The organism is Thiothrix sp., assembly GCF_028714775.1.
GTDB lineage: Bacteria > Pseudomonadota > Gammaproteobacteria > Thiotrichales > Thiotrichaceae > Thiothrix.
In genome coordinates this window covers 1-25,092 of sequence record NZ_JAQTLS010000032.1, presented here as the reverse complement: position 1 = coordinate 25,092, position 25,092 = coordinate 1, and the positions used below count along the sequence as shown (strand labels likewise).

Below are 25,092 nucleotides of genomic sequence, written 5' to 3'. Positions count from 1 at the left end.
CATGACTAAATCGGACATGGTCCTAGCGTACCTCGATCTAGGCTCATGGGCATACCTATTCGGCCCTAGCTTCGCGGTGGCTGGCGTAGCCCTTGTGGCTCTCGTTTACCTAAGCAAGAGGAGACATAGCGATGTCTAAAGATAGCGGAGCTATCGCTCCTAAAGAAACCATAGTCATAGCGGAGACCGTACTGTCTCAACGTACTGTCCGCATATTCGCTAAGGTGCTTGAGCATCTTTACGATGAACTTGACGCCTCGGAACGTCTCGTAAGGGAACTACAGGCCAAAATTGCGTCTCTAACCATAACGGACACAGATAATGTGCAAAACACGTGAGGTCATTAAGACCAAAGACGGTAGAACACTCATAGTCTCCATACCTAACGCGCGCCACATAGTTGATGTGTGTAACCGTGCGGAACCTTTGTTCCCTGTTGTGTCCTATCAGATTGAACCGACACAAGGGTTAGCTTTTGGTAACGCGCGTATCGTGCGGGTGACGCTTTAGTTTGGTCTAAACACATAACACTAGCAGACTAATCACACTTAGGAGTGAATACAATGGCGGACGAAACCTATACTAACGTTTGGCTCGAACGGCTAAACAAAGAAACCGGAGCATGGGAGTACATGGAGGCGGATAGTTACCGTGTAAACCGGCTTATCTCTAGTAAGATTTACGCCCCTCTTGAGTTCTATGCGTTCAAAGACGCAACGGACGGGAAAAAGGAAGACTATCTTAACTATCACAAACTTGACCCTTTGAAGTTTCGACTAGTCCGCTGGCGCAACAAAGACTGGCGTAACCGTGAGTTAGGCCGGCTACGCTATAACAATTATGTGAAGCTACCGGACTCATGGGAAACCCTTGACACTATCAAGGACCACTACGCTCACGTCTCAATGGATGGCTTTAAAATCGCCTATACACCGGACGAGGCCAAGGGACTTGTGGACATTCAAGTTTCGATCAAACCCGGACGTTACCTCGCCAAGTTTTACCCCCAACTTGACCAAGACACGGTAAGACGCCTTGCGATTGATGTTGAAGGCATGGGAGACTTTAAGGTAGCCACAAGCATGGAGGACATCGTTAAGGTTTACCAAGGTGGACCTAGGTCATGTATGCGCTACCCTAGTTCATGTTGCGATAGGTACGCTGGCGAAGTGCACCCCGTCTCAATTTATGGCGATAGTGACTTGCAACTTGCGTACCTTGGAGACATCGACAACGCCACGGCACGGGCATTGATCCGCCCCAGTAATAAGACGTATGTCCGTATATATGGCGATGACCAGCGGCTCCGTGCGGCTCTAAAGGGCAAAGGATACACTCCTGACGGCGATGGTTTCCTAGGTGCAAAGGTTCGCAAGATTGAGTCCGGTGGAACCTATATTGCCCCGTATATCGACGGTCATGACGGTCTTGATCATGCGGGCGAAGGATGGTTCGAGATTGTTCGCTCTGGTGATTATGAAGCTTGCCGCACCGATGGATTGCTTGAAGAAAACGAGGACGAGGACGAAGACCGCTTCACTTGCGAACATTGTGATGAACGGGCGGACATAGACGAAGCCTCAACCGTGAACGTCGAAAGCCGCTATAGGCAAGGGCGGTTTCGCGAGGAAACATGGTGCAACCATTGCGTCGAAAATCACGCGTTCTATTGTCACGGAACGGACGAGAGTTATTCAGACAACGTTGCGCACTCTGAAGCATCTAACGGCCAAACCTATACCGACACTTGGCTTAGGGACTACGCCTATTACTGCGAAACAACAGATACATGGTTTATCAACATTGAAGACATTATAATCATGGAGGACAGCGGCGAAACCGTGTCGCGCGAATACGCGGAACGTAACTACTATTGTGATCCAAAGACCGGCGAATGGTACGAGGAGAAACCGGAAGAGGACGAAGACGAAATAAGTGAAGACCAGCTTGAACTAACACTTGAAACCGCAACAACGGAAAGCGCCTAAGCCATGACATTCCTTCAATCGCTCGAAACTAAAGAAACCCCTATGGAAAACGAAAGTACCGGCTTAGGCTCACTCCTCGAAATGCTCACATACGCGCGCCCAGCCGGTAGCGCATCGGAACAAGAGTTTATCAACAGGTACATTAGGCCGCTAGGTGTCATTGAGGACGCCTTTGGAAACCTAATGAAAGAGGTATCGCACCCGGACGTTACTAATCCGGTTCGCGTACTCTGGTCATGCCATACCGACACAGTGCACAACACGGAAGGACGCCAAAGCGTTTATGCCGATAGGCAGGGCTACGCTGGCCTGTCTAAAAAGTCTAAGTCCTCATGCTTAGGGGCAGACGATACGGCCGGTGTTTGGCTCATGATCCAAATGATCAAGCGCGAAGTCCCTGGTCTATATATCTTCCATCGTAGTGAAGAAATAGGCGGGCTAGGGTCTTCCTATATCGCGGAAAAGACGCCAGAGCTATTGCAAGGCATCCTAGCGGCCATCGCGCTTGACCGTAAGGGAACCACAAGCGTCATCACTCACCAAGGCGCTAGGTGTTGCTCGGATGCCTTTGCGGATAGCCTCTGCGACGAATTGAACCTAACGAAGTCATTAGGTGACGATTGGGTTAAGGATGCCGGCGGATTGTTCACAGATACCGCGAATTATACCGGACTTATCGGAGAGTGTACTAACCTAAGTGTTGGCTACTATCAGGCCCACACAAAGGACGAATACCTTGACTTTAGGCATCTGCAAGACATGCTCGAAAGCCTTTGCGAGCTAGACCAGACTGCGCTTGTGTTCCAAAGGGAAGCTGGCGCTACAGACCCCGATGACTTCGATTATAGGACGTATGACCGGAAATGGACGGACTATTACGGCGCTTGGGATAATTTGGAGCCAAAGGGAGAAGGCCTAGTTGACCTCGTAATTGAGCACCCAGACGCGGTTGCGGACTTACTGGAGCAAACCGGGATAACGCGAGAGGACTTGCTTGCGTATGTTGGAAGGCGGTTTTGATCACATTTCGCCTGTAGAGGCTTAGGAGTGTCAAATCACACTTGACATATGTCAAAAGCAGACTCACTACAGATAACCCGCGTAAATGCGGCTTTTCAGCGGCGCAACTTTATTAACATTAACTGGAGTTAAACACATGCTTAAGGTTATCGTCTTAGGCGGGCTTTTGCTCGCGCCTAGTATAGGTAACGCTACCTGCTATTATGATAACTATAATTCACCCTACCATCACCAGTGCCTAGACGAGGACAGTGGTGCACCACCCATACCTCAATTCAACCTACCCCAATTCAATACCGTAACGACGCCTAACGGCACCACGAATTGCGTCACTACACAGTTAGGTAATCAAACGACAACCACGTGTAACTAACAGCGGAGGTCGAATGTCCATATTCCCGGAAAAGGATAAACACGGCCGTCTAACCGGCTATTTCATTGTCAAAGTTATGTCCCAAGGCACCTTACGAACCGCGCGAACCACGGACGGTAAAAGGGCCATACTAATCGAAAGGGAATTAAAGCAGGGAGGTATCATAATGGGGCCTCCCGATCCGCCCGTGGTGGAGGTACCACCAACATTAACTCTCGGTAAACTTATGCTAATGGCGAGGGTAGTGTATAAGGGAACAAAGGACGAACGACGGTCCCTAGCTCGTATGGAAGCCGCATGTACCCGCTTGGGCCTCGACAAGCCCATAGGCGAGATACGGACGAAGCAACTGGACCTATTGGCCCATGAGCTACGCCAGGAGGGCATGAACCCCAAGACAATCAACCGGTACCTAGCGCCTATCTCCAAGGTCCTTACGTGGGCAGTTTCCCAGGACCTCCTACCGTCTCGCCCGGTTATCCCACGCCAACGCGAAGGCGAAGGACGCCTTGTGTTCCTTACGGAGCAACAGTGTGTTGACCTGTTGGCGTGGTTGCGTGGGCATGACCTACCGGACGTAGCCTTGGTGACGGAAGTGTTAATGGTCTCAGGGTTCCGCATTACCGAATTGTTATCACGAAAGAGTGAACACTTGCGTTCGGGATGGCTTCACCTGGACGCTGGCGAGACTAAGAACGACAAGGCTAGAGCGGTGTACCTCCAGGAGCCATTAGGAAGCTCACTAGCGGACTTAATGGCCTCTGGGCTACCACCATACCAGAAGATACTCATAAGCCTGTCTGAGGCCTCCCTAGACCTTGGGTTGCCCCATGTAACTCCACATGTCCTAAGACACACAACCGCATCCAGACTAGACGCCTTAGGGTTCTCCACGGCACAGATACAAGAGTACCTAGGACATAGGCACATAGGCACCACCCTGAAGTATGCGCACGTTACGCGGGAAACCGTGAGAAAAGCCAGTGAAGCTTTGGCTTTGTTACAGACCAATCTACCGACTAATCCACAGACCACTTGCATAACGGACGGGATACAACCGGAAAGAAAGTCTAATGAAAACAGCGGTTCTGGAGGCCTCGCCCGGACTCGAACCGGGATTGAAGGATTTGCAGTCCAAGAAAGCAAGAGGGAAAACGAGCCAAAGGATTGAAAGATAGACCAAAACACCTATGTATAACGTTTGCAGAATAACAACAGGGGCGATCCATAATGAAAACTTGCGGCAAATGTGGACAGTCGAAACCCGAGACGGACTTTTACAAGCGAAGGGATACGAAAGACGGATTACAGGTGTGTTGCAAGCAGTGCGCGCGGGATTACCGTGAGACACACACGGTTAAGGAGTCCAACCGCCTATCGGACCACAAGCGGCATAAAACCCCTAAAGGACTTGTAGAGAGGCGTGACCAGTATCTTTGGAGGCGTTACGCGCTAACCTACGAGAAAGAACAAGCGATGTTGGAGGAGCAGGGATACAAGTGTGCCATATGCGACACCGATGTTAGCGCCAAGCGACATAGGGTGGACCATTGTCATACTACAAAGCTGGTTCGTGGAATACTTTGCGATGGCTGTAATGTAGGCCTGGGACGCTTCAAGGATAACCCAGAGACATTGATGGCAGCGGCAGACTACATTTTACGCTTCAGGGCATACATACCGTTTGGCGAATGATTTCAACGTGTTAGGTACTCTTACGCACCTATCATTCCCATAGGCAAGATAATTCGGGATTTTTAAACATGGATACCACGGACCTTGTAAACGAATTAACACAATCTCGCTTCGAGAAAGTCACCGAAAGAACCGCACGAAACGCGGGATACGGTGCGACTGACGCAGGTATGGCGATAGCTAATAGGTATCTTAAGGAAACTTTAGATAACGTAAGTGAAGCTATGATTGCTATCAAAAGAACCCGAGTTAAACCCCTTAAGGAGGTCTTAAAGTTAGACCCTAGAGTTATAGCTTTGGGTGGAATTAGTTGTTGTGTGGGCGCAGGAGCTAATGCAGATAGTTTAACGAAAGTTATCTTTGGTCTCGGTATGCACCTGGAAAGTGAGGTGTGGGCTTATAACTTCAAGAATTGGGATAGCATTAAAGCCGAGAACATTCGTAAGGCGTGTATGCGCAGAGGAAACATTAAGAACCGTAAGCAAGCCGCAAGGTCAATGGCCCAGCGGGCGGGTTTCCTTTTGGAGCCTTGGAGTGGAAAGGACAGACTTAAGGTAGGTAAGTGGCTCCTAGAAATCCTACTCAAAGGGTCCGCTTTTGTCCTGGAAGAAATCGAGAACACAAAGGACGGTGTTCCTGGGCGTAGGCTTGCGATAACGGAAGAAGCCGTATCGGTGGCTGAACACATAATCACCCGACTGATCGACAGTCGCCCTGCGTTACTTCCGGTATTCGAGAAACCTAAGCCGTGGGTGTCTGGAGAAACCACAATATGTGGCTACCAAAGGCACCTCGTTAGATCGTACCAGAGACCCGTTCTAAAGGCCGTGGACGACAGGGCGCGGTCTGGAGATATGGATGGTGCTCTAAAGGCTCTCAACGCCATCCAGGAGGTTCCCTATCGCATTAACGAATATATCCTGGACGTGGCTCAATGGGCCTATGATAACGAGATACCTATAGACAACGTACCACCCCTACAGGACCTACCGTTCCCTGAGCGTAGTAAGGATTGGGAGGACATGGACGAGGACGAGCGTCGCCTATGGAAAACCAACGTCTCAGCCATACGCACTCGCAACCGCGGGTTCATAGGGGAACGCTGGGTATTCCAGAACGCCCTGGAGACCGCAAGGTATCTCAAAGGACGGCCGTTCTACGTTCCGTGCAACATGGATTACCGAGGGCGTGTCTACGGCATGTCAAGCTTTCAGTATCAGCGTCAGGATTATATCAGGGCGATGTTCCTGTTTGACGAGGGTAAACCTATTGGGTCTTTGGGTCGCTATTGGCTCATGGTTCACTTGGCTAATTGTGGCGATTTCGATAAGATATCCAAGAAACCGTTTAACGAAAGGTTCCAATGGGTATGGGATAACAAGGCCAAAATACTGTCATGCGCCACAAGCCCGACGCGTTGCCTTTGGTGGACCAAGGCTGATAAGCCTTTCATGTTTCTCGCGGCTTGTAAGGAGTTTATAAATTGTCTGGACAACCCTGGTTACGTCTGTCACCTCCCGGTATCTTTCGACGGGTCGTGCAGCGGTCTGCAGCACCTCGCGGCGATGACGCGGGACGAGGTGACTGCGAAAGAAGTGAACCTAGTGCCAACGGAGACACCGGGGGATATCTACTCAACCGTATCGACGCTTGTGAACCGCAGGATCGAAGCAGATTTGACAAGCGATACAACTTCAAGCCTCGCCTCACTGTGCCTTTCTCATGGGGTGAATAGGTCCCTAGTCAAACGTAACGTCATGACCTACAGCTATTCCAGTAACCGCTTCGGGATGGCTAACCAACACGTAGAAGACACAATGAACCCCTTGGCGCATAAGGTCCTGGCGAAAGAACTCTCAAAGCACCCTTTCGAGACCCTACGAGACGACGGAACCGGAGACAACGGTTGGAAAGCTGCCCGCTACCTCGCGGGTCATGTGTTCTCTGCTATCGAAAGTGTCGTAACGAGACCGGCAGCGGCCATGAGGTTCCTTCAGGACCTCGCCCGTACCTTGGCCCACGAGAATAAACCCGTGGTTTGGCATACGCCTGACGGGTTTCCTGTGGTCATGAGATACATGGAGGATACTTCGGAAAAGGTTTTTCTTTGGCTCCAGGACAAGGGGGTGAAGGTAGCACACCAGACTAGAACAAACGAGGAAACAAAGGTAATCGACAAAACACGGGCCGCTAACGCGATAGCTCCGGGGTTCGTTCATTCACTAGACGCATACCATTTGCGGTCTACTGTCAATCGGGCTGTATCTGAAGGGGTAACAAGCGTGGCTCTCGTTCACGATAGCTTCGGGTGTTTACCCGCTGACGCGGAACGGTTCCGGCCGCTGATCAACGAGCAATTCTATATGCTCTACCGTAACCATGATGTACTTTTGGACATACGAGAGGAGGTGCTGGCGCAAGTGGATAATAAGGCCAGAGTGCCGCAAGTGCCCGAGTATGGGTCTTTGGATATCGCTCAGGTTCTGAAGGCGGACTATAGCTTTGCCTAAATACATAACATATGGCGATTGTCGCCTAAACAGAGGAACACATAGACTTGGCTAAGAAAACTATTATGACCCCGTGGGGAACCGCAAGTTACCCACACCTTTTGAAGGCCGACACTTTCAAGAACCAAACGAAGTTCAAGACTGGCGTTGTCGTCACGAACCAAGCGGACATCGGAATGTTCAAGGACCGCTTTAAGGAACTCATTGCGGACGAACGCTTCAAGTTCGCCAAGAACTCGGATCGGAAGGGTATCCCTGGGATGCCGTTCGAGGACACGGACGCTGGCTTCCTGATTAAGTCCTCGTCCAAGTTCAAGCCCGCTGGTTTCGACAGTCGCAATAACCCGTTGCCGGATGGTGTCAATGTTGGCGGGGGTTCAACCATTCGCTTCCTGGCGCAACTCTTCAACTATGACGAGGGCATCAGTCTTCAAATCCTATCGTATCAGGTGAGAGACCTTAAGGAATGGGGTGGTGCAAGCCAGTTCGAGCCGGTCGATGACGGATATACCGTCGATGACATGCAGGACACCTCGGGTCCTTACGCTTCGTCTGGGGCGGACCTGGATATTTGATAGGTGCCTAAGAAACGTAATTTTCCCCAGCTTGAACCGGCCAAGCGCCGGTCTCGCCTGGAGGATAAAATCGAAGACCAGCTTAAGGCCTACGGTGTTCCTTACGAGTACGAACGCCATAAGCTCAAATATACGGTACCGGAACGTGTCGCCACGTACCTACCGGACTTCAAGGTAGGGCCTATATACATCGAGGTAAAGGGTACCTTCCAACGCCACGGTGCTTCGGGTTCCGCAGAGGAACGAAAGAAACTCATACTTGTGAAGGAGGCCCATCCGCACCTTGATATTCGCTTGGTGTTCGCTAACGCAAGTCAACCAATTTATAAAGGAAGCCCTACGACGCTCGCTAAGTGGGCGGTGGATCATGGGTTCCTTTACGCCGACAAAGGTACAATCCCGTCGTCTTGGATAAAGGAGATACAATGACAACTGCCGTCAAACAGAAACCTACAATCTTCGGTTCACTCAAGCTACAACCACAAACCCGTAAAATCCTCGCGCACCTTAACAAGCGCGGAAGCATCAGCCCGATGGAAGCCCTAGTTACCTACGGGTGCTTTAGGCTTGCGGCCCAAATCTTCAAGCTTCGCCAAGTTGGGTACAACATCGTCACGGACGTTCGCAAGGATAACGTGGCGCACCAATATGCGCGCTACGTCTTGCGGAAGAACTAAGATGCGCAAAAGACCCGACTGGTATCGAAAACCAACCCCAGACGACAGAGAAATCTGGCTCTTAGTGACATTCCTAGGATGCGCAGAGATTATCTTTTGGTGGCTCCCATTTTAGCATGGCAACACCTAAGTTACCGATGGGCTTCTACCGGCAACGCGCAAACTACAAAGGACGCCTGTGGGGCTTAGGCCCCCAGGTCCTTCGGTTGTTCGACTGCGAAGTTAACGCAGGCGTTGAGCCGTACATAGCCTACCAATTCGCAATCGACGCTTGGGATGTGCGTAAGCCACCCCCGAGCCCTAGGACACTCGTTCAGTTACTGAAGAAACGGAAGTAGCATGAGAATTGAGATTAACGTTTACCTACCGAACCCTATCGAGTCACAGGACACCTACGACGATGTGCTCTTTGCCGAGAGGGATGACAACGCAGCGCGGTTACCGGACGCCCAACCCTACGATACCAAAGACTTCCGAATTGGCGATATCGTTACGGTGGATAACGAGGATACTCCGATTTTCAATGGTCTCACTGGAGTTGTTAGTGGAGTTAGGCAGGCCTCCGAACTTCTGTTCGGTGTAGACTTTCCGAAACGTCCCGGATGGACTGTTGATGGAACTTATTACTTTTGGGGTAAAGAGCTGTTCCTACGCCACCGACCGAACCCCCATGATAACGTAATCACAGGATCAACGTTCGGGTAACAGAAGCGGAGCTACGCCCCTATGGGAACCTTCGTTCGCCACATACCGTGTGAAGCCTGCGGTTCCTCGGACGCTAACGCCCTTTACGCGGATAACACGACATATTGTTACGCCTGTACTAAGTACGGGAGCCAAGGAGTTGAGGATGATACTAAAATGGAGGTGACCGAAGAGAGACATACGTTTATCGTTGGTTCCTACCAAGACATTCCGAACCGAGGGTTAACAGCCGCTACCTGCGAAAAGTATGGTTATGAGGTGGCGGACGATCTAGGTGGTACGAAGTGTCACGTAGCGAACTACAGGGACCCTAAGACCGGACAAAAGGTTGCCCAGAAGATACGCCACGCAGGCAAACGGTTCGCCGTGCAAGGCCGTGGTAAAGACATGCCGCTCTTTGGTTCCCATTTATGGAGGGAAGGGGGGAAGTCTGTAGTTATTACCGAGGGGGAAATAGATACTCTTAGCATGGCACAGGCGTTCAATTGTAAATGGCCGGTAGTTTCACTCCCGAACGGTGCTCAATCGGCCATTACTGCTATTAAGAACGCCTGGGAATGGGTGACTAGTTTCGACAAAGTGGTTCTATGTTTTGACATGGATGAACCCGGCCGATTGGCAAGCGAACAAGTTGCTCAAATTCTACCTCCTGGTAAAGCGTTCGTGATGCGCCTTCCAGAAGGGTATAAGGACGCTAACGAAGTTCTTGTGAAACTAGGGACAGCGCCATTAACGCAGGCGTACTGGAACGCGGCCCCATATCGACCGGATGGTATCATATCCTTCGGAGACCTGCGGGAAGAGGTGCTAAACCCCGTAATATCTCCATCCATACCGTATCCTTGGGCGCAACTGAACACCCGAACGCTAGGGATACGCCAAGGAGAGTTGGTTACGGTAACGGCTGGTACCGGCCTAGGAAAGAGTACCTTTGTCAAGGAAATACTATTCGACCTAGCGGTGAACCACAACCAAGCCGTTGGTCTTATCTTCCTTGAGGAACAAGGAGTCCGAACCGCCGAGGCCTTAGTCGGAATGAGGATAAATAAAAACCTTGTGTCGAGTAGGGACCTCGCGTCACCAACCGAGATAGCGGAGGCTTACGACTTCTTAGCGACTAAGCGCATAAGCCTGTACTCTCACTTCGGATCAAATGACGTGGACACGATCTGCAACAAGATTAGGTTCATGGTTCAATGCGAGGGGTGTCGATACGTGTTCTTAGATCACTTGAGTATCCTTGTGAGTGACAGCGAAGGAGACGAGCGTAAGCTTATCGACTCCACTATGACGAAGCTAAGGACACTGGTTAGCGAACTTAACTTTTCACTATTCGTTATCTCCCACCTAAAGCGGCCACAAGGAGATAGGGGACACGAAGACGGCGTAGCTATTACGCTAGGACAGCTTAGGGGGTCGCATAGTATTGGACATCTGAGTGACTTCGTTATCGGTATCCAGAAGGACCCCAGCGATCCAACGGCCGATACCGCACAGGTGGTGGTTCTAAAAAACCGCCTAACTGGTAGTAGGGGGGACTGTGGAACATTGAACTATAACAGAGTTACAGGGAGACTAACAGAGTCATGCTTTTGATCAGACGAATGGACGCCGAGTCATGGCGCGATGCTACCGCCCGTGTCGCAGGATACCTTGGCGTTTCCCACAAGGCCCTTGAGTTGTTCGATAAGTTCGTTGCCTCAGGGGATACCCCAGAGACTGCGGCCAAGAGAACCGCAAGGGCTTTTGACGTGACCTCATACATACCGGAAGGCATCTAAATGAAAACGCGATGTACAATGATACTTCTGGTTCTCGGAGTAATCGGCTGGTGGCTTAATATCTGGTGGCTTTACGTGGACTTCGCTCACGCACCTTCAGACGTATGGATGGATATCCTGCGTATCGTAGGCATCTGGGTGCCTCCGTTGGGTGCTGTGTTGGGGTTCTTTCCATGATGCGCCGCGTCGTTTTCGATACAGAAACGGACGGACTTCTTAAGGAAACGACAAAGGTTCACTGCATCGGAATTATGGATGCAGACACGGGCGAGTCCCGTCTGTTTACTCCTGATAACATCCAGGAGGCCCTACCGATACTCTATGAAGCCGATGAACTCATAGGACACAACATCATTGGCTTCGATCTTCCGGTTCTCAAGAAGGTCTTTGGATGGAACTTCCGGCCTGGGTGTAAGCGGACCGATACTCTGGTTACCGCGCGGTTACTCCATAGTGATATTACGAAGGATGACGCTGCGAGACCGGGCTTCCCAGGGAAACTTGTTGGCTCACATTCACTTAGAGCCTGGGGCGTCCGCCTTGGTGAACTCAAAGGTGATTACGGGTACGACGATAAAGGTAAGGCTATCCCCGGAGCCTGGGATAAGTACACTCCCGAAATGGGGGAATATATGATGGGCGACGTTAGGGTGACCTTGCGTCTCCTGAATTACCTACGTCCTTGGGAGCAACCACAGGTCCCTTTTGAGTTAGAGCACAGGTACGCAGAAATCTGTTTCCAAATGGAGCAGGATGGTTGGCCTTTCGATGTTGCCGGTGCTCAGGCGCTGTATGTTCGATTGGCCCAACGAAGAGACGAGCTAGAAACCCAGCTTAAAGAAGCGTTCCCGCCGTGGCAGGAAGTTGAGAGGATACTTGTACCCAAACGCGATAATTCTAAACGCGGTTATGTTAAGGGCGTTCCTGTTACTATTTACCGAACCGTGGTTTACAATCCCGGCTCTCGCGTTCACACAGAGAAAAAGCTTAGAGAACTCGGATGGGAACCCGAGGACTTCACCGAAGGAGGACGGGCAAAGCTTGACGAACCCATACTCCTAAAGATCGACATTCCTGAAGCCAAACTTATCATTGAGTACCTTATCATCCAGAAGCGCCTCGGGCAGTTAGCCGATGGCGACAACGGGTGGCTACGGGTCGTAGGAGAAGATGGAAACATTCATGGATCATATATCTCGATTGGAACTGTCCACCATCGCGCAGCACATAGCAAACCTAATCTCGGACAGGTGCCCAACGCATACAGTCCTTATGGTTCAGAGTGCCGAGCATTGTTTGGTGTCCCGCCTGGATGGAAGCTCGTTGGTGCCGATATGTCTGGGGCGCAACTCAGGTGCCTCGCCCATTGGATGTACCATTTCGATAACGGTAAGTACGCCGATATCGTAGTCAACGGCGATATCCATACGTACCACATGGAGTCCGCCGCACCCTACATTCCCTCACGAGACCAATCGAAGACCACCATTTACGCCAAACTCTTCGGCGCTGCGGCTCCTAAGATTGGTAGCATTAACGGTGGTAACCGTGCGGTTGGTCAGAAGATACTCGACCTCCTAAGTACCAAAATTCCGGGCCTAGGTGCCTTGGAGAAAGCCGTGAAGGCTGGGTGCGCTAAGGGGTGGTTGAAGTCTTTGGATGGTCGCAGGATACCTGTGTCTAGCGACAGGTTGGGTCTCAATTATCTGGTAACTAGCACCGAAGCAATCCTATGTAAAACTTGGTTGGTGGATTTCTATGACACAGCCTGTCTTAGGTTTAAACCTGGGTGGGATGGGGACTTTGTTATCGTTGGACATATACATGATGAAGTTGACGTAGCAGTACGCGAGGGTTTGGAGGACGTTATCGGAGGTATGTTAACTAAAACCGCAATGAACGCGGGGTTATCTTATAAGTTTAAGGTACCCTTGAAAAGTGATTATAAGGTAGGCAACAGTTGGAAGGACGTGCACTAACAGCGGTCTGCACTAGATGTAAAGAAACAAAGGAGATATCTCTTTTTAATAAATCTAGTAAGACAAAAACAGGACATCACGCGTGGTGTAAGGCGTGTATCCAAAGCACACGGAAACCGTGGAACCCAACGAACAGAACTAAAGAGCAAAGTAGGTACGCCTCGATAAGGCGTTTATACGGATTATCTGCCGAGGAATGGCATAAGATGTACGACGCACAGAAGGGTCTTTGCGCAATTTGCGACCAACCGGCTCCGGGTAAAACACGGCTGCATGTAGACCACAACCATAAAACAGGAGCTATACGCGGACTGCTTTGTGTTCTGTGTAATTCAATGCTCTCTAAGGTCGAGAACCGCCCAGACCTTATTTTACGGGCTAATAGATACCTGGAGGAGTATAGTGGCAATTGATATGTTGTTGAAAGTCCTACAAGAGATATACATACATGGTGCCACCACTAAAAGTAACCTAGCGAGAGATAACGCATCTATCATAGCGATGTGTGCTTGCGAAGGCCTCATAACCACAAGAGTAACGGCCGGTGTCTACTCGTCCGAATGGCGAGTGACAGCCAAAGGATTACACCTGTTAGCAGAGAGTGAACTTAACGATGGATGATTTCGAAGTTTCTTACGACTACATCGCAGCCCGTGGCGACAGTATCGCGGGTATCATTCGAGCCATGACAGCAACCCCGGACGTTGACGAGGACCTTTGGCTCGTAGGTCTACAGGCAATCCAAGCGATTATTGCAACCATGGTGACCAATGGAGTCGCCACTAATCTGAAAGTTATCAAATGACAGCACCAGTACAACCAATTGAGGAAATCGTAGCCTTTATCTTAGGTCACGGTTTTTCTAATACCTCCTTCGACTACCTTCGTTCTCTTATCTCACCCGTGCTCATTAAGGTGGACGCGGTGGAGACCGCAGTGGAAGCGGACGTTAAGGCCGTGGAAGCCGCTGTTGAACCCGTGGTTGCCAAGGTTGAAGCGGTCGCTACACCCGTGGTCAAGGAAGCCGTGGTTCTCGCCAAACCCGTGGTCACCGCTGCAAGTGGCGTAGCTACGGCTACTGACGCCCGTATCACTGCGGCAATGCAAGGACTCGCAGCGGACCTTAAGAAGGCTGTGGAGAAGGATAAGGTGGTCAAGTGAACCTTAAAGAAACAGCAGTAGACATTTGTCACTTCGTGGCAACCAACGGGTTCTCTGGGTTGTCTCTAAACTATGTGGAGAAAGCCCTAGCGGCCGCCCAGATGGCCGTTACGTTCTCTGAGGTTGTCCCTGAGACTGGAGGGGACATTGAACCGGACGTTTTAAAGGCTCCCCAAGAGCCGGAAGTACCGGACATTGAAGCGGACATTGACAGCGGGTTAGCGAAGACCCAAGGGGCCTTTAAACCTCTGCGGGGTCGTAAGAGTGTTAAATAACCCAACGCTCCTAATCGACGGCGACATGCTCCTTTATAAAGCCTGTGCTGCCGTTGAACGTGAGGTACGGTGGGACGATAGCAACCACGTACTCTTTAGCAACGCTGAGGAGGCCTACGAGGCCTTCCAGCACTCCCTGTCTAAGGTATGCCTGGATATCACACCGTTGACCACAGGTGTCCTGGGGTATCGTATTGCCTTCAGTGGTAGTGGCGAGAGTAACTTTAGACGCAAGTTGTACCCAGAGTACAAGGCCGGTCGTAGTCGTAAACCTTTATGCTACTCGCACCTCCTAGGACTCATTCTCGACAGTGAACCTGCGTCACGCGTGGACACCCTAGAAGGCGATGACCTCCTAGGTATCTGGGCGACTAACGGTAAGTGTCACAACCCGATTATCGTGTCGGATGACAAGGACATGCGTACGGTACCTGGGTGGCTCTATCGTCAAGGTGAGTTGACCCAGGTCTCCAAGGAACAAGCAGACTACAACTGGCTACTCCAGACACTCACAGGTGACGCTACGGACGGCTATCCTGGGTTACCTGGGTGTGGTCCTGTGACTGCGGAGAAACTACTGAACAGGATGCCAGATGGTCCCGTTGATCCAGAGATTAGTCATACGGAATGGCGGTGGGACCTTATTGTACAGGCCTACGAAGCCAAAGGACTAACTGAAGACGACGCCCTGCTCCAAGCGCGACTGGCGCGGATACTAAGGGCAAGTGATTGGGATAGTGAACGGAAGGAGGTTATCTTATGGAACCCATGAAAGTTAAGTGCATCAGGGGTAATGATATTGGTAACGTGGTAACTGGTGAAATCTACACAGTCAAGGAGTCGGCCTTCGACCGCCCAGATTTCTATTGTGTTCTGGATGAAACCGTAAAGACGGGTAGCAGGGAATGGTACAAGGACAGGTTCGTTCCCTTGGAAGTGTCCAAAGACCTCTTCGCACAACAGGTCGGTGGTTTCCGTAACGATGACGGAAAGACGCGCTGGGACCTCCTACCACCAGACGCAATGGAATACGTGGCTCGCGCACTAACCCACGGCCTCACCGAATACCCTGAGCGTAATTGGGAGCGGGGTATGTCTTGGACCCGCGTCTTTGGGTCCCTTATGCGCCATTCGTGGGCGTGGTTTCGCGGGGAGGATATCGACGCAAAGTCCGGTCTTCCACATATGGCCTTAGCCGCTACCAATTGCCTATTCCTATTGACCTATCACCTTCGTAACGTTGGTGACGATAACCGAGTGAAAGCGAATGTCTGAACAGGAACAAATGGAACTACCTTTGGAGCAAGACAACACACCGCAGCGTCTCGACATTAACGGCTGTTACCGTGAGTTCGCCGCAGTCTTCGGCGTTAACCTCACGAAAGAGGCTGCTATCACAGGTGTCGAAGAAGAACTCTACGAAATGCGGGAAGCCATCGCCCACCTACTCAAAGAAATGGCGGACGTTATCTATGTCCTTACGCAAGCCGAACACTTTGGTGTCCAGGCGTCGGACTTCACTCCCGAGACCGGTAATAACATCATGAAGATGGTGGCGTACATCAACGCTATCCGTGGGGACGTTATGGACGAGTGTGTTCGTAGGGTCCACGTGAGTAACATGTCGAAGCTTTATTCGGATGGTTCAGTGTTTAGACGTGAGGACGGTAAGGTTCTTAAGGGACCCAACTACATCGAACCGAACCTTATGGACCTCGTGTGATGAGGTATGAATATATAGTTCTATCATGTGCGGGAGCCCACAAGGAACGGAAGGACGCAGAACACGTAGCCGTTAAGTCTAGTGCCGCAACTGGCGAAACTCGCTACGTTTACAAGCTTATAACGGTCACTAAACCTCCACCTCTGGAAGCGTGTTCGGTGGAACGTATTGACTCTTTCGCAACCATAAAGGTGGTGTAATCATTGACGCAGTACCACCAGAATAAACTTAAGCCCTCCACACGAGCGGAGGTTATCACAAGGAGAACGTATTGCAGACCAACGGAGGACGGAACCTTTGAGACCTGGGACGATGTTATCGACCGTGTTATCCGCCATCAAGAGTGGCTTTGGGCTAGGGCTCAGGGTCATGGCCTTCGGGCCAAGCAACGGGAAGAGTTGGGCAGCCTACGGACCCTCCTTCTCCAACGAAAAGCGCTCGTATCTGGAAGGACACTTTGGCTTGGAGGCACTAGTATTGCTAGAGAGCGAGAAGCCTCCATGTTCAACTGTTCCTTTGGTCGGATCGCTACAGTGTATGACCTTGTTGACGCCTATTGGCTCTTGCTCCAAGGATGTGGAGTCGGCTTCGAGCCTACGACTGGAACCCTAAGCGGCTTCAGTAAACCCGTAGAACTCAAGATTATCCGCAGCACCAAGACGGACCCCACGGACAAAGGGAACCCGTTGACTGTGGAGACGTTCGAGGAACTACCGCCCCAGGCTGGGAACGGTAAACGCTATTACGACTGGACCATTAGGGTCGGAGATAGCGCGGAGGCCTGGGCGAAACTCCCCGGTAAAATCCTAGCTAACAAGCGTTTCGTGAAGACCCTTACTCTCGACTACGGGGAGATACGGCCCGCCGGAACGCGTTTAAGCTCGTACGGATGGATATCAAGTGGCGATAGTCTCCTAAGTGAGGCTATGCGAGCTATCGTAACCATCATGAACCTTCGGGCTGGGCAGTTGCTCACCCGTATCAACATTATGGATATCTTGAACCACCTAGGGGCCACGTTGTCGTCAAGACGTAGTGCCGAGATAACACTGGTTCCCTATGGTGACCCTGAATGGATCGAATTTGCGAGGGCAAAGCATGAATACTGGAACGGAAACTCTCAGCGCGGCCAATCTAACAATTCAGTTGTCTTCTACCACAAACCCTCAGAAGCCGAACTCAGTGATATTTTCGGGCTCATGGTTGCCTCTGGGGGCTCCGAACCGGGGTTTATTAATGGCGCTAGTGCTCTTAAGCGGGCACCTTGGTTCCGTGGGGTTAACCCCTGTGCAGAAATTCTGCTGGGGGATAAAAGCTTCTGCAATCTTGTGGAAGTCGATTTGGGAAAGTTTAATGGCGACTTCGACGGTCTTAAGGAAGCCTACCGACTAATCGCCAGGGCGAACTACCGTCAAACCTGCGTATACCTCGTGGACGGTATGCTCCAACGAACATGGCACGAGCTTAACGACTTCCTAAGGCTCTGCGGAGTCGGGCCGACCGGCATTAGACGCTGGGAGCACCACAGAGACGGAGCGAAATGGAAGGAGCTTAAGGGAGTAGCGATAATGTCGGCTATCGGCATGGCGGACGAACTTACGCTGCCGAGACCGCGTGCGGTGACTACCGTGAAGCCTTCAGGTACCTTGGGTAAAATCATGGACACGACAGAAGGAGCCCACCTTCCTCTTGGCCGTTATCTGTGGAACAACGTGAAGTTCTCAAAACATGATCCACTTGTCGATGTTTGTCGCAAGGCTAACTACCGTGTCTTTGATGCACCTGGAGATACGGACGGCGTTATTGTCACCTTTCCCGTCGAATATCCAGATGTTAAGTTCGATGTTGTTGAGCGGGATGGTGAAGAACTTCACGTCAATCTTGAGTCGGCTGTCGAACAGTTAGAGTTCTATAAGCTGTTAATGACCTGCTACGTGGAGCACAACTGCTCGATTACTATATCTTACGATCCAAGCGAGGTTCCGGCCATCGTGGCTTGGCTTCACGAGAATTGGGAGCATTATGTGGGCGTGTCGTTCCTATTACGGAATGACCCAACCAAGACCGCTAAAGACCTAGGCTTTGAGTATCTTCCACAAGAGGTCGTGACAAAGCGGCAGTTTGACGAGTATTCGTCAAAACTTAAGCCGATCCGAGTTATGGGCTCCCTATCAGAAATAGAAGAAGACCGCTGCGCTACCGGGGCGTGTCCTATCAAATGAAGACATGCTCCAAATGTAAGGCAACCAAGCCAAAGACCGACTTTAGCCCTCTTAAGGAAGGAAGGTTTGGACTTCACTCTTGGTGTAAGGAGTGCGTAAAGGAGGCCAATAGGGATAGGAATAAAACCGCTGCTGGTAAGGCGGCGCGGAGAAACCAAAAACTCAAGGCCAACTTTAAAATAACTCTAGATGACTACAATAGAATGTTAGAAGAACAACAGTTTTCTTGTGCTCTATGTGGTGCAAATGAGCCTAGAGGGAAAGGTACGTTTCACGTGGACCATAGCCATGAGACTCTAAAGGTCCGTGGTTTACTTTGCCATAAGTGTAATGTTGGTCTTGGTTGTTTCAATGACGACCCGCAGGAGCTTTTAAAGGGAGTAGCTTATCTAGTGAGAACACAGCCGTGTCCGACGATAGACCAATAAGACCCCCTAAGATCGGCACGACAACCTACGAACGTCCGTTCCGTGAGGGCTACCTTAACCCCCGTCTCAACAGGTTTCTTGACTATAAGTGGCGGGAACCTCTTGACACTGATACCTACGAAACGCATATAGGCTTCCTTGATACCACAGACCACTGGTCGGCCGTGGATGACGAAATCGAGGAACTTAACGATGACTCAAGAACGAAGGCAATACGACAGCGACTTCAAAGAAAAGGCAGTGGCCCGCGTTAGCGCTGGGGAGTCTTTTGCCAAGGTAGGGGAGTCCTTAGGGGTCCACAAGAACCTCATAAGACGCTGGTATGACCTGGAGCATCCGAAGGTACCGGGAGCACCTACATGGGATAGCCCTCAGGTGCCACAGAAACCCACCGTACAGAGGCGTAAGGTATCCTCCGGTACCCATACACCGGGAGGTAACGAGTTGGCCGTTCTCAGGCTCCGTAATGAGTATCTGGAGAAGGTCTTGAGCCTTCACGGTATCAAACACTAATAGCGTAAAAACCGATCCACCTAAGTTCCCATAAGGGTTCCTAAGTGGATCGGTAATTTGCGTTACGCAGCCGGGGGAGCAACAGGCGCAGGAGCCGGTTCGACGGCAGGAGGGGGAACCAACGCTTCGTTAATGGTCGCGGCGAGGGTCTTCAGGCGCGCAATGTTCTCCGTGAGATCGATCGGATTGGCTCTCTCAGCAATGAGGGAACCAACGGCCGTCACGACTTCAAGGATAGCAGCGTCGAGGTCGGAAATGGTGGGGAGAGTAGACATACTTTAGGGTTTCTTTCTAATGCGCATTGGGAAAGTCTTTGATCCACTGAGCTACTATGTGCCCATTAGTTGAACCAAAGAGCGTGGCGATACCGGCTACGAACCACACAAGGTATTTAACAGCCGAGGATATCAGGGTCTTAGCGGCTTTCTGAGCCACCATGTCTGAATGAAGTTCCGTTAGGATAGCGGTGCCCTTGGCTACATCAGCCTTAAGTTGGGCAAGGTCTGTTTCCATGTGGGCGATACGCCCCTCATGATCAATAGCGGTCTCCATTTCCACAATTACTTCTTCTTCGACCACGGGAGAGTAATCTTGGGAAGAACCTCACGAGCAACCCCAAGCCACTTCTCAGTGCTTCGCAAGCCCAGAAGGCCTCCAAAGGCTAACCAAAGTGGATTGAAGGTGGTATCCGGTATCGGATGGAACGGAATGGTCTGTGCGACCAACTGGTACGTAACGGTGACGATACACAGCCAAGCGAACGTAGGACGCCAGCCCGAGATAAAGAAGTGGTCAGACTCGGCCTCCTTCGTATCTAGGCCTACCTGAAGGTTCGCAAAGTCCAACTCGGACTTGTATTTGTCCTCAAGTTCCTGAAGCTTCTCAGAGAAGGCTTGCGGATTGGCGTTGATAGCGTCCGCAATGGCCCCAGGGTCACTCCCGGTTCCAAGGACACTCCCTAACTCGGACACGATAGCGTTGGCTGCGAGGTTGAACGGAAAGGGAAGTACAGAGCTAAGGATTTTCCCCAGGTAAGGGGCTCCTGCGGCTGCTAAGGTTTTCGCTAGGGGCGCGAGGGTACTAATGTCCAAGGTGCGAAGCTCCGCTTGTATGCTTGAAGGTAGCCTTTAGAGCGTTGATTTGGTCTACAGGCGTAAGGTGGCCAGTAGCGGCGGGAGGGGTAATAACTGGTACTTTGGGCACAACAGGGGCAACCACCGGCTGCGCTAGGACCTCTGAGCGAACCTTGTGCTGGTTTGCTTTCCATATGAAATACGCAGCCACACTTAGTGTAACAGCGACAAGTGAAACCACCAGTACCCAATGGTGGCCTGTGGAAGCGGCCGTAGCAACAGTTCCACCGCCGACACTGTGTCCCGCCGCTGCCTTACCGGCTTTGGTGGCTTTGGCCCTGGCGTCATCTGAGGCCTTCTTGAGGACCTGAGGCGCAGCCGAACCCGAAGCCCACGAAAGGGCCGTAGCTTCAACGTCCGAGACCCTACGAGCCCAGCCGGTGCCGAAGTGGCTCCAGGTCTTTAGCGAATGGAGGAAGGATAGCCTTTTGGAACACAGGTACTTAATGGCTCCCACACTGTCCTTAGGGGCTCCCTTAAGCCAGCGTACGGCTGTTCCGGGGCCACTGTTGACGCTTGCATCGAAAGCTGCGAGGTCGAGACCGGAGGGTAGCATGTCGGCCGCGATGGAGTTCCAATACCCCGTCCGATAGATCGCGTCTCGTTCGGCAGTCTCCATTGCATGTACTGTACGTGCGCCGAGACTATGAGCCCGTCTGTAAGTATCATATACACGTTGGGTAACTCCTTGGTACGTTGCGCCTCCAGGGTCGCGGGGGTCGTTGGACCACCCGCCCTCGTACTTGAGGACTTTAGCGAGACTTCGTTGAAAGTTTGTGTTCATAGCGAATTGTTATCTTATCCTCCGTGCGTAAAGACCACCATAGGCCGTAACGGTACCTGAGCCCACAGTGGCTCCAGCGACTAGGTGGAGGGTTGTGGGTGCAGCAACACTAATACGCATAGTGACCGAAGCGGTGTTAGGTATACCTGTTCCACCACCAACCGACATCACAGCGTATCCACCTCCGTTGGGGGGCGTTGGATATGTGTTAGCTACGGTGTTAATACTGGTAACCTGGGCGGTCAGACCGGCTGAGGGAACACAGATACCCACACCGTATACGTTCCAATCACCGGCCGTAAGGGCTAATGTAGTTATGTCTTTAGGGTTGGCAGCGTATCCCGATGTAAGGGACACAGCGGAACCAACGAGCACTTCAGAACTTAAATACTCACCAACGATACCTGAGGCAGCATTGGAACCATCCGAGAACCCTGTCCGCACCCACTGTGTAGTAGCGATAGACGTAGATACGTCACTAAGGGCTACTGAAGGGGCTGTGGGAGTACCAGTGAACGCGGGGGACGCTAAGTTGGCCTTAAGGTTACCTAAAGCCGCCACGAAGGCTGTAGTAGCCAACTGTGTCGAACTGGTACCTGGAGCAGCCGTTGGAGCCGCAGGAATACCAGTAAACGTTGGTCCCGCAAGGGGAGCGAACGATGCCGCCACGAAGGCTGTAGTAGCCAACTGTGTCGTGTTGGTCCCTGGGGCCGCTGTGGGAGCCGCTGGGGTTCCTGTGAACGTTGGAGACGCTAAGTTAGCCTTGAGAGCCGCTATGGCATCTGCGTAGGCCGTGGTGGCTAGCTGGGTGCTGTTGGTTCCTGGCGAGGCCGTAGGAGCCGTTGGGGTACCTGAGAACGCAGGGGACGCAAGGGAGGCCTTGAGAGCCCCCAGAGCCGCAACGAAGGCTGTAGTGGCAAGTTGGGTACTATTGGTTCCTGGGGCCGCTGTGGGGGCTGCGGGAACTCCCGTGAACGTAGGGGACGCAAGGAGAGCCACGGTAGCGGGGAGGGCCGCTGCTACGTCCGTGGAGTTAAGGACAATAGCGCCGGTACGGGTGTTAAAGGAGGTAACGGAGACCCCAGAGATAAGGGGAGTAACGTCGCCCGCCAGGAGCACCACGTTACCGCTGCGACCATTAAAGGTGCCAACGATGGACGGTAGAACAGCGTCAACAAGGTCCGTTCCCTTTAACACCACGTCACCGTTACGTCCGTTGAATGTGGTGACCGTGGAGAACGGACTGTATTCGGTAGGTGTAAAGGTCATTCGCTCTTAATTGGTCGTTGGGTTATCTGGGAAATTCGAGAAGCCGTCTGTTTGGTACGCACCGGCAATTGATGCGTTCACTAGGTCGTCCTGTTGGGCTTGGTTCGTCAACGCTTCGATAATTTGGCTATATCGAGCCTCGAAGGTTGACGTGCGTTCATCCAGGAAGAAGTCGGCAGCGTAACAGAGCGCGGCGTATCTTAGGAGGTCTGGGGCTACCTCAGTGAGCCAATTGGTGTCACTATCTTGAATAAGGGTAGCTGCGGACTGGTAGTAGGACACCCAGAACACAGTACCTACGGGAGGTGCAGGACCAATTAGGTAATCGTTCTTTTGACGGTAGAACTTCCGAGGGATGCCTGAGGTCTGGGAGAGAACGATAATGTCCCCAAGTGTCGTGCGCGTTAGCTTGTTCTGGTTCACCGCGTCATTCGTGTAGATCGCAATGAGTTCCAATAGGTCCGTAGGGACCGGCACGATACTTGGGGTGTCTGAAGTGAATTGGACCAAGGCCTCCATACTTGGGATACGGAGGTCTCGGTTGATACGTAGGGCCGCGTCACCGAAGAATGTGTTGATTTGACTTGCAGTAACGTCGCGGCGGTTGAGGATCGAAAGGAAGTCGGATTTAACGGTACCGTAAGTGGAAATGAGAGTTGGTCCTAATATTTAAACTGCTGCCACAACGATTGTAGCTGCGGTGTCGTTACCTGTGAAGCCAGAGGGATGCGTACCGTCTGCCGAGAACGGCGAGACAACCGCGTTACCGGAGTTCTGCGCGACCGCAATGGTTACGAACATTGTAGCCGTGTAGGGGCCTGTTCCGGTGTACTGATATGGAACGATACCTTCCAGGGTGCTCCCCGTGACAGGGGCCATCTGTGCGCCACCTGGGTTTAGAATGAGACCCATGTTGGTCGCGGGGGGAAGCGCGGCGAGTGAGATTGTGGTTGCAGTCGATAGAGCGGAGGCCGCGAGCGTCGTCTGGAAGAACGAGTACGCTGAGTCCCCAGGAGAACCCCAGAAGTGGTTGTCCGTGGTGGACGCAAAGAACGACCGAACCTGCCACACAGCGTCGATATTATTTGTGCCTGCCGCCGTGGCTATGAAGGTGTTCCACTGGTCCGCAACGCCGGCCGCTGCGTAGCCTGTGAGGTCGTTGGTTTGACCAGCAAAGCTCGTACAGTGGTCTGTGGTGTCCACACGCGGGAACAGGTCCCCTTGGATAATACGGGTGATGGTGGATCCAGCGAGGGTCTTAGCGCCCCAGAAGTAGCCCATAGTTGTCTTAACGACGGTCAAGGCTGATCCAGCGAACACATCGTTCGTAGGACCCCCAAGGAGAAGGTCGCTATGATACTTACACAAGGCGACGAAAGCTGGCTTGGTGGTAGCGCCAATCTGGGAATATGCCATACCAGTGAGTGCGAAGGAAGCGTAAGGAACGACCTTCTTGAAGGCAGCGCGCCTTAGATAACCACCGCCGTTGGCACCGTCTGAAGAACCTTGGTCAATCTTACCGTCTTCGATAGACGTACAACCACCTAGCCACGCGCGTTTATCGGACGTAATGTTACCAATGATTATAGTCGCGGTTAGCATTTGGGTAGCTGTGCCACCCGTAGGAACCGTTAGGGAACCTGTGTTGTCAATCTGGTCAATAAAGTTGATAGGGTCGAAGATAATCGACTGATCAATAGTTCCGCCAGTTTCAAGTTGCGTGGTGTTGTAGAGCTTACTAGTGGCGAAGCCAGACACGGTAACTGTGGCATCTACGCGGACCCAAGCTACCCCAGGAACCAAAGTTCCGGTAATCGTGTCACTCTCGAATACCTCGCCACTGGCGACTGATCGGGTGCGAAGGCCGCCAAAGGTTACCGGAGTTGACACACCGGCTTGTTCCACAGACACCTTGTTGATGGTGTACGCTGGTCCTGCGCTATTCGGCAGGTAGACGTTCGAGAATAGAAGGCGGAAGGTTCCCGAGCCGTAAATAACCGGAAACTTAGCGCGTGACTGTAGTTGCAACTTCGGACTGGAAGCGGCCGTCAACGCAAGGTTCATCTGCCCACGTTGGGCTATGTTCCTGTCAATAGGAGGACCGCTTGCAGGATTGAAGGCTGTTTGGGCTCCTACGGTACTGAGGAAATATTGGGTGAGACTTCCGGGACTACCGGAAGCTCTTGTTTTACTACCGGGACCGGGGGTTCCTATCTCGAACGTTTGGGAACCTACGCCACCTCCCGAGCCTTTGGCGGTCTGTGAGGGCATTAGTGTTCCT

At 51.9% G+C, this 25,092-nt stretch carries 26 protein-coding genes; 21 read left to right on the top strand and 5 right to left on the bottom strand.

What is annotated here, in order from left to right; genetic code table 11:
* Positions 1-563 precede the first annotated feature (563 nt).
* The 21 genes from PHE17_RS19890 (at position 564) to PHE17_RS21735 (ending at position 19,625) form a co-directional block, all read left to right on the top strand.
* Positions 564-1,988, top strand: a complete 1,425-nt coding sequence (locus tag PHE17_RS19890; RefSeq protein ID WP_301017668.1) for a hypothetical protein — start codon at positions 564-566, stop codon at positions 1,986-1,988.
* Between the two features lie 42 nt (positions 1,989-2,030).
* On the top strand, positions 2,031-3,008 hold the full coding sequence (locus tag PHE17_RS19885; protein WP_301017667.1) for a hypothetical protein: 978 nt from the start codon (positions 2,031-2,033) through the stop codon (positions 3,006-3,008).
* Positions 3,009-3,394: 386 nt separating this feature from the next.
* Entirely contained in the window at positions 3,395-4,552 is a 1,158-nt protein-coding gene (locus PHE17_RS19880) for a tyrosine-type recombinase/integrase (RefSeq protein WP_301017666.1), read from the top strand.
* A 59-nt stretch (positions 4,553-4,611) separates the two neighbouring features.
* On the top strand, positions 4,612-5,076 hold the full coding sequence (locus PHE17_RS21755; RefSeq protein ID WP_363320157.1) for an endonuclease VII domain-containing protein: 465 nt from the start codon (positions 4,612-4,614) through the stop codon (positions 5,074-5,076).
* A 68-nt stretch (positions 5,077-5,144) separates the two neighbouring features.
* Positions 5,145-7,586 carry a DNA-directed RNA polymerase gene (locus tag PHE17_RS19875; protein ID WP_301017665.1) on the top strand — a complete coding sequence of 814 codons (2,442 nt, stop codon included), beginning with the start codon at positions 5,145-5,147 and terminating at the stop codon, positions 7,584-7,586.
* 47 nt (positions 7,587-7,633) lie between these two features.
* Complete coding sequence (locus PHE17_RS19870) at positions 7,634-8,161, top strand: hypothetical protein (RefSeq protein WP_301017664.1); 528 nt, start codon at positions 7,634-7,636, stop codon at positions 8,159-8,161.
* A gap of 3 nt (positions 8,162-8,164) precedes the next feature.
* Positions 8,165-8,590, top strand: coding sequence for a hypothetical protein (locus PHE17_RS19865; protein WP_301017663.1), 426 nt, complete (start codon positions 8,165-8,167; stop codon positions 8,588-8,590).
* Positions 8,587-8,838, top strand: coding sequence for a helix-turn-helix domain-containing protein (locus tag PHE17_RS19860; RefSeq protein ID WP_301017662.1), 252 nt, complete (start codon positions 8,587-8,589; stop codon positions 8,836-8,838). Before PHE17_RS19865 ends, PHE17_RS19860 begins: the two co-directional genes overlap by 4 nt.
* 339 nt (positions 8,839-9,177) lie before the next feature.
* Positions 9,178-9,543: a hypothetical protein gene (locus PHE17_RS19855; protein WP_301017661.1), complete on the top strand. Its 366-nt coding sequence runs from the start codon at positions 9,178-9,180 to the stop codon at positions 9,541-9,543.
* Between the two features lie 156 nt (positions 9,544-9,699).
* Positions 9,700-11,139, top strand: coding sequence for a DnaB-like helicase C-terminal domain-containing protein (locus tag PHE17_RS19850; RefSeq protein WP_301017660.1), 1,440 nt, complete (start codon positions 9,700-9,702; stop codon positions 11,137-11,139).
* A 358-nt stretch (positions 11,140-11,497) separates the two neighbouring features.
* Entirely contained in the window at positions 11,498-13,303 is a 1,806-nt protein-coding gene (locus PHE17_RS19845) for a DNA polymerase (RefSeq protein WP_301017659.1), read from the top strand.
* Positions 13,285-13,716, top strand: coding sequence for an endonuclease domain-containing protein (locus PHE17_RS21750; protein ID WP_363320156.1), 432 nt, complete (start codon positions 13,285-13,287; stop codon positions 13,714-13,716). The genes PHE17_RS19845 and PHE17_RS21750 overlap by 19 nt, the downstream gene beginning before the upstream one ends.
* A gap of 200 nt (positions 13,717-13,916) precedes the next feature.
* Entirely contained in the window at positions 13,917-14,108 is a 192-nt protein-coding gene (locus tag PHE17_RS19840) for a hypothetical protein (protein WP_301017658.1), read from the top strand.
* A gap of 131 nt (positions 14,109-14,239) precedes the next feature.
* The gene (locus PHE17_RS19835) at positions 14,240-14,464 is read left to right on the top strand and encodes a hypothetical protein (RefSeq protein WP_301017657.1); all 225 of its coding nucleotides are present in this window, start codon (positions 14,240-14,242) and stop codon (positions 14,462-14,464) included.
* Positions 14,461-14,739 (top strand): hypothetical protein, encoded by a 279-nt coding sequence (locus tag PHE17_RS19830; RefSeq protein ID WP_301017656.1) that lies wholly within the window; start codon positions 14,461-14,463, stop codon positions 14,737-14,739. Before PHE17_RS19835 ends, PHE17_RS19830 begins: the two co-directional genes overlap by 4 nt.
* Positions 14,729-15,511 carry a hypothetical protein gene (locus PHE17_RS21745; RefSeq protein WP_363320155.1) on the top strand — a complete coding sequence of 261 codons (783 nt, stop codon included), beginning with the start codon at positions 14,729-14,731 and terminating at the stop codon, positions 15,509-15,511. The genes PHE17_RS19830 and PHE17_RS21745 overlap by 11 nt, the downstream gene beginning before the upstream one ends.
* Positions 15,499-16,014, top strand: a complete 516-nt coding sequence (locus tag PHE17_RS19825) for a dATP/dGTP diphosphohydrolase domain-containing protein (RefSeq protein ID WP_301017655.1) — start codon at positions 15,499-15,501, stop codon at positions 16,012-16,014. Before PHE17_RS21745 ends, PHE17_RS19825 begins: the two co-directional genes overlap by 13 nt.
* A complete protein-coding gene (locus PHE17_RS19820; protein ID WP_301017654.1) occupies positions 16,007-16,462 on the top strand; it encodes a hypothetical protein in 456 nt (151 codons plus the stop codon). The genes PHE17_RS19825 and PHE17_RS19820 overlap by 8 nt, the downstream gene beginning before the upstream one ends.
* A 203-nt stretch (positions 16,463-16,665) precedes the next feature.
* Positions 16,666-18,684 (top strand): ribonucleoside-triphosphate reductase, adenosylcobalamin-dependent, encoded by a 2,019-nt coding sequence (nrdJ, locus tag PHE17_RS19815; protein WP_301017653.1) that lies wholly within the window; start codon positions 16,666-16,668, stop codon positions 18,682-18,684.
* Entirely contained in the window at positions 18,681-19,112 is a 432-nt protein-coding gene (locus PHE17_RS21740) for an endonuclease VII domain-containing protein (RefSeq protein ID WP_363320154.1), read from the top strand. Before nrdJ ends, PHE17_RS21740 begins: the two co-directional genes overlap by 4 nt.
* Before the next feature lie 168 nt (positions 19,113-19,280).
* Positions 19,281-19,625, top strand: a complete 345-nt coding sequence (locus tag PHE17_RS21735; RefSeq protein WP_363320152.1) for a transposase — start codon at positions 19,281-19,283, stop codon at positions 19,623-19,625.
* Positions 19,626-19,687: 62 nt separating this feature from the next.
* On the opposite strand, the gene PHE17_RS19810 is transcribed toward PHE17_RS21735, so the two are convergent.
* From PHE17_RS19810 to PHE17_RS19795, 5 genes are all read right to left on the bottom strand, one after another.
* A complete protein-coding gene (locus tag PHE17_RS19810; RefSeq protein WP_301017652.1) occupies positions 19,688-19,900 on the bottom strand; it encodes a hypothetical protein in 213 nt (70 codons plus the stop codon).
* A 16-nt stretch (positions 19,901-19,916) separates the two neighbouring features.
* Positions 19,917-20,204: a hypothetical protein gene (locus tag PHE17_RS19805; RefSeq protein ID WP_301017651.1), complete on the bottom strand. Its 288-nt coding sequence runs from the start codon at positions 20,202-20,204 to the stop codon at positions 19,917-19,919.
* Complete coding sequence (locus PHE17_RS19800) at positions 20,186-20,716, bottom strand: 3TM-type holin (protein ID WP_301017650.1); 531 nt, start codon at positions 20,714-20,716, stop codon at positions 20,186-20,188. Before PHE17_RS19800 ends, PHE17_RS19805 begins: the two co-directional genes overlap by 19 nt.
* A complete protein-coding gene (locus PHE17_RS21730) occupies positions 20,706-21,542 on the bottom strand; it encodes a glycosyl hydrolase 108 family protein (protein ID WP_363320151.1) in 837 nt (278 codons plus the stop codon). Before PHE17_RS21730 ends, PHE17_RS19800 begins: the two co-directional genes overlap by 11 nt.
* Before the next feature lie 1,938 nt (positions 21,543-23,480).
* The coding region (locus PHE17_RS19795) for a hypothetical protein (protein WP_301017649.1) at positions 23,481-25,092 on the bottom strand (1,612 nt) is incomplete at its 5' end.

Excerpts from the sequence above, each read along its gene's own strand:
- PHE17_RS19820 (WP_301017654.1), top strand. The coding sequence starts at position 16,007 with ATGTCTGAACAGGAACAAATGGAACTACCTTTGGAGCAAGACAACACA.
- PHE17_RS21730 (WP_363320151.1), bottom strand. The coding sequence starts at position 21,542 with ATGAACACAAACTTTCAACGAAGTCTCGCTAAAGTCCTCAAGTACGAG.
- PHE17_RS19850 (WP_301017660.1), top strand. The coding sequence starts at position 9,700 with ATGGAGGTGACCGAAGAGAGACATACGTTTATCGTTGGTTCCTACCAA.
- PHE17_RS19825 (WP_301017655.1), top strand. The coding sequence starts at position 15,499 with ATGGAACCCATGAAAGTTAAGTGCATCAGGGGTAATGATATTGGTAAC.
- PHE17_RS19880 (WP_301017666.1), top strand. The coding sequence starts at position 3,395 with ATGTCCATATTCCCGGAAAAGGATAAACACGGCCGTCTAACCGGCTAT.
- PHE17_RS21740 (WP_363320154.1), top strand. The coding sequence starts at position 18,681 with ATGAAGACATGCTCCAAATGTAAGGCAACCAAGCCAAAGACCGACTTT.
- PHE17_RS19845 (WP_301017659.1), top strand. The coding sequence starts at position 11,498 with ATGATGCGCCGCGTCGTTTTCGATACAGAAACGGACGGACTTCTTAAG.
- PHE17_RS19860 (WP_301017662.1), top strand. The coding sequence starts at position 8,587 with ATGACAACTGCCGTCAAACAGAAACCTACAATCTTCGGTTCACTCAAG.
- PHE17_RS21735 (WP_363320152.1), top strand. The coding sequence starts at position 19,281 with ATGACGAAATCGAGGAACTTAACGATGACTCAAGAACGAAGGCAATAC.
- PHE17_RS19875 (WP_301017665.1), top strand. The coding sequence starts at position 5,145 with ATGGATACCACGGACCTTGTAAACGAATTAACACAATCTCGCTTCGAG.
- PHE17_RS21755 (WP_363320157.1), top strand. The coding sequence starts at position 4,612 with ATGAAAACTTGCGGCAAATGTGGACAGTCGAAACCCGAGACGGACTTT.
- PHE17_RS19855 (WP_301017661.1), top strand. The coding sequence starts at position 9,178 with ATGAGAATTGAGATTAACGTTTACCTACCGAACCCTATCGAGTCACAG.
- PHE17_RS19810 (WP_301017652.1), bottom strand. The coding sequence starts at position 19,900 with ATGTCTACTCTCCCCACCATTTCCGACCTCGACGCTGCTATCCTTGAA.
- PHE17_RS19890 (WP_301017668.1), top strand. The coding sequence starts at position 564 with ATGGCGGACGAAACCTATACTAACGTTTGGCTCGAACGGCTAAACAAA.
- PHE17_RS19885 (WP_301017667.1), top strand. The coding sequence starts at position 2,031 with ATGGAAAACGAAAGTACCGGCTTAGGCTCACTCCTCGAAATGCTCACA.
- PHE17_RS19840 (WP_301017658.1), top strand. The coding sequence starts at position 13,917 with ATGGATGATTTCGAAGTTTCTTACGACTACATCGCAGCCCGTGGCGAC.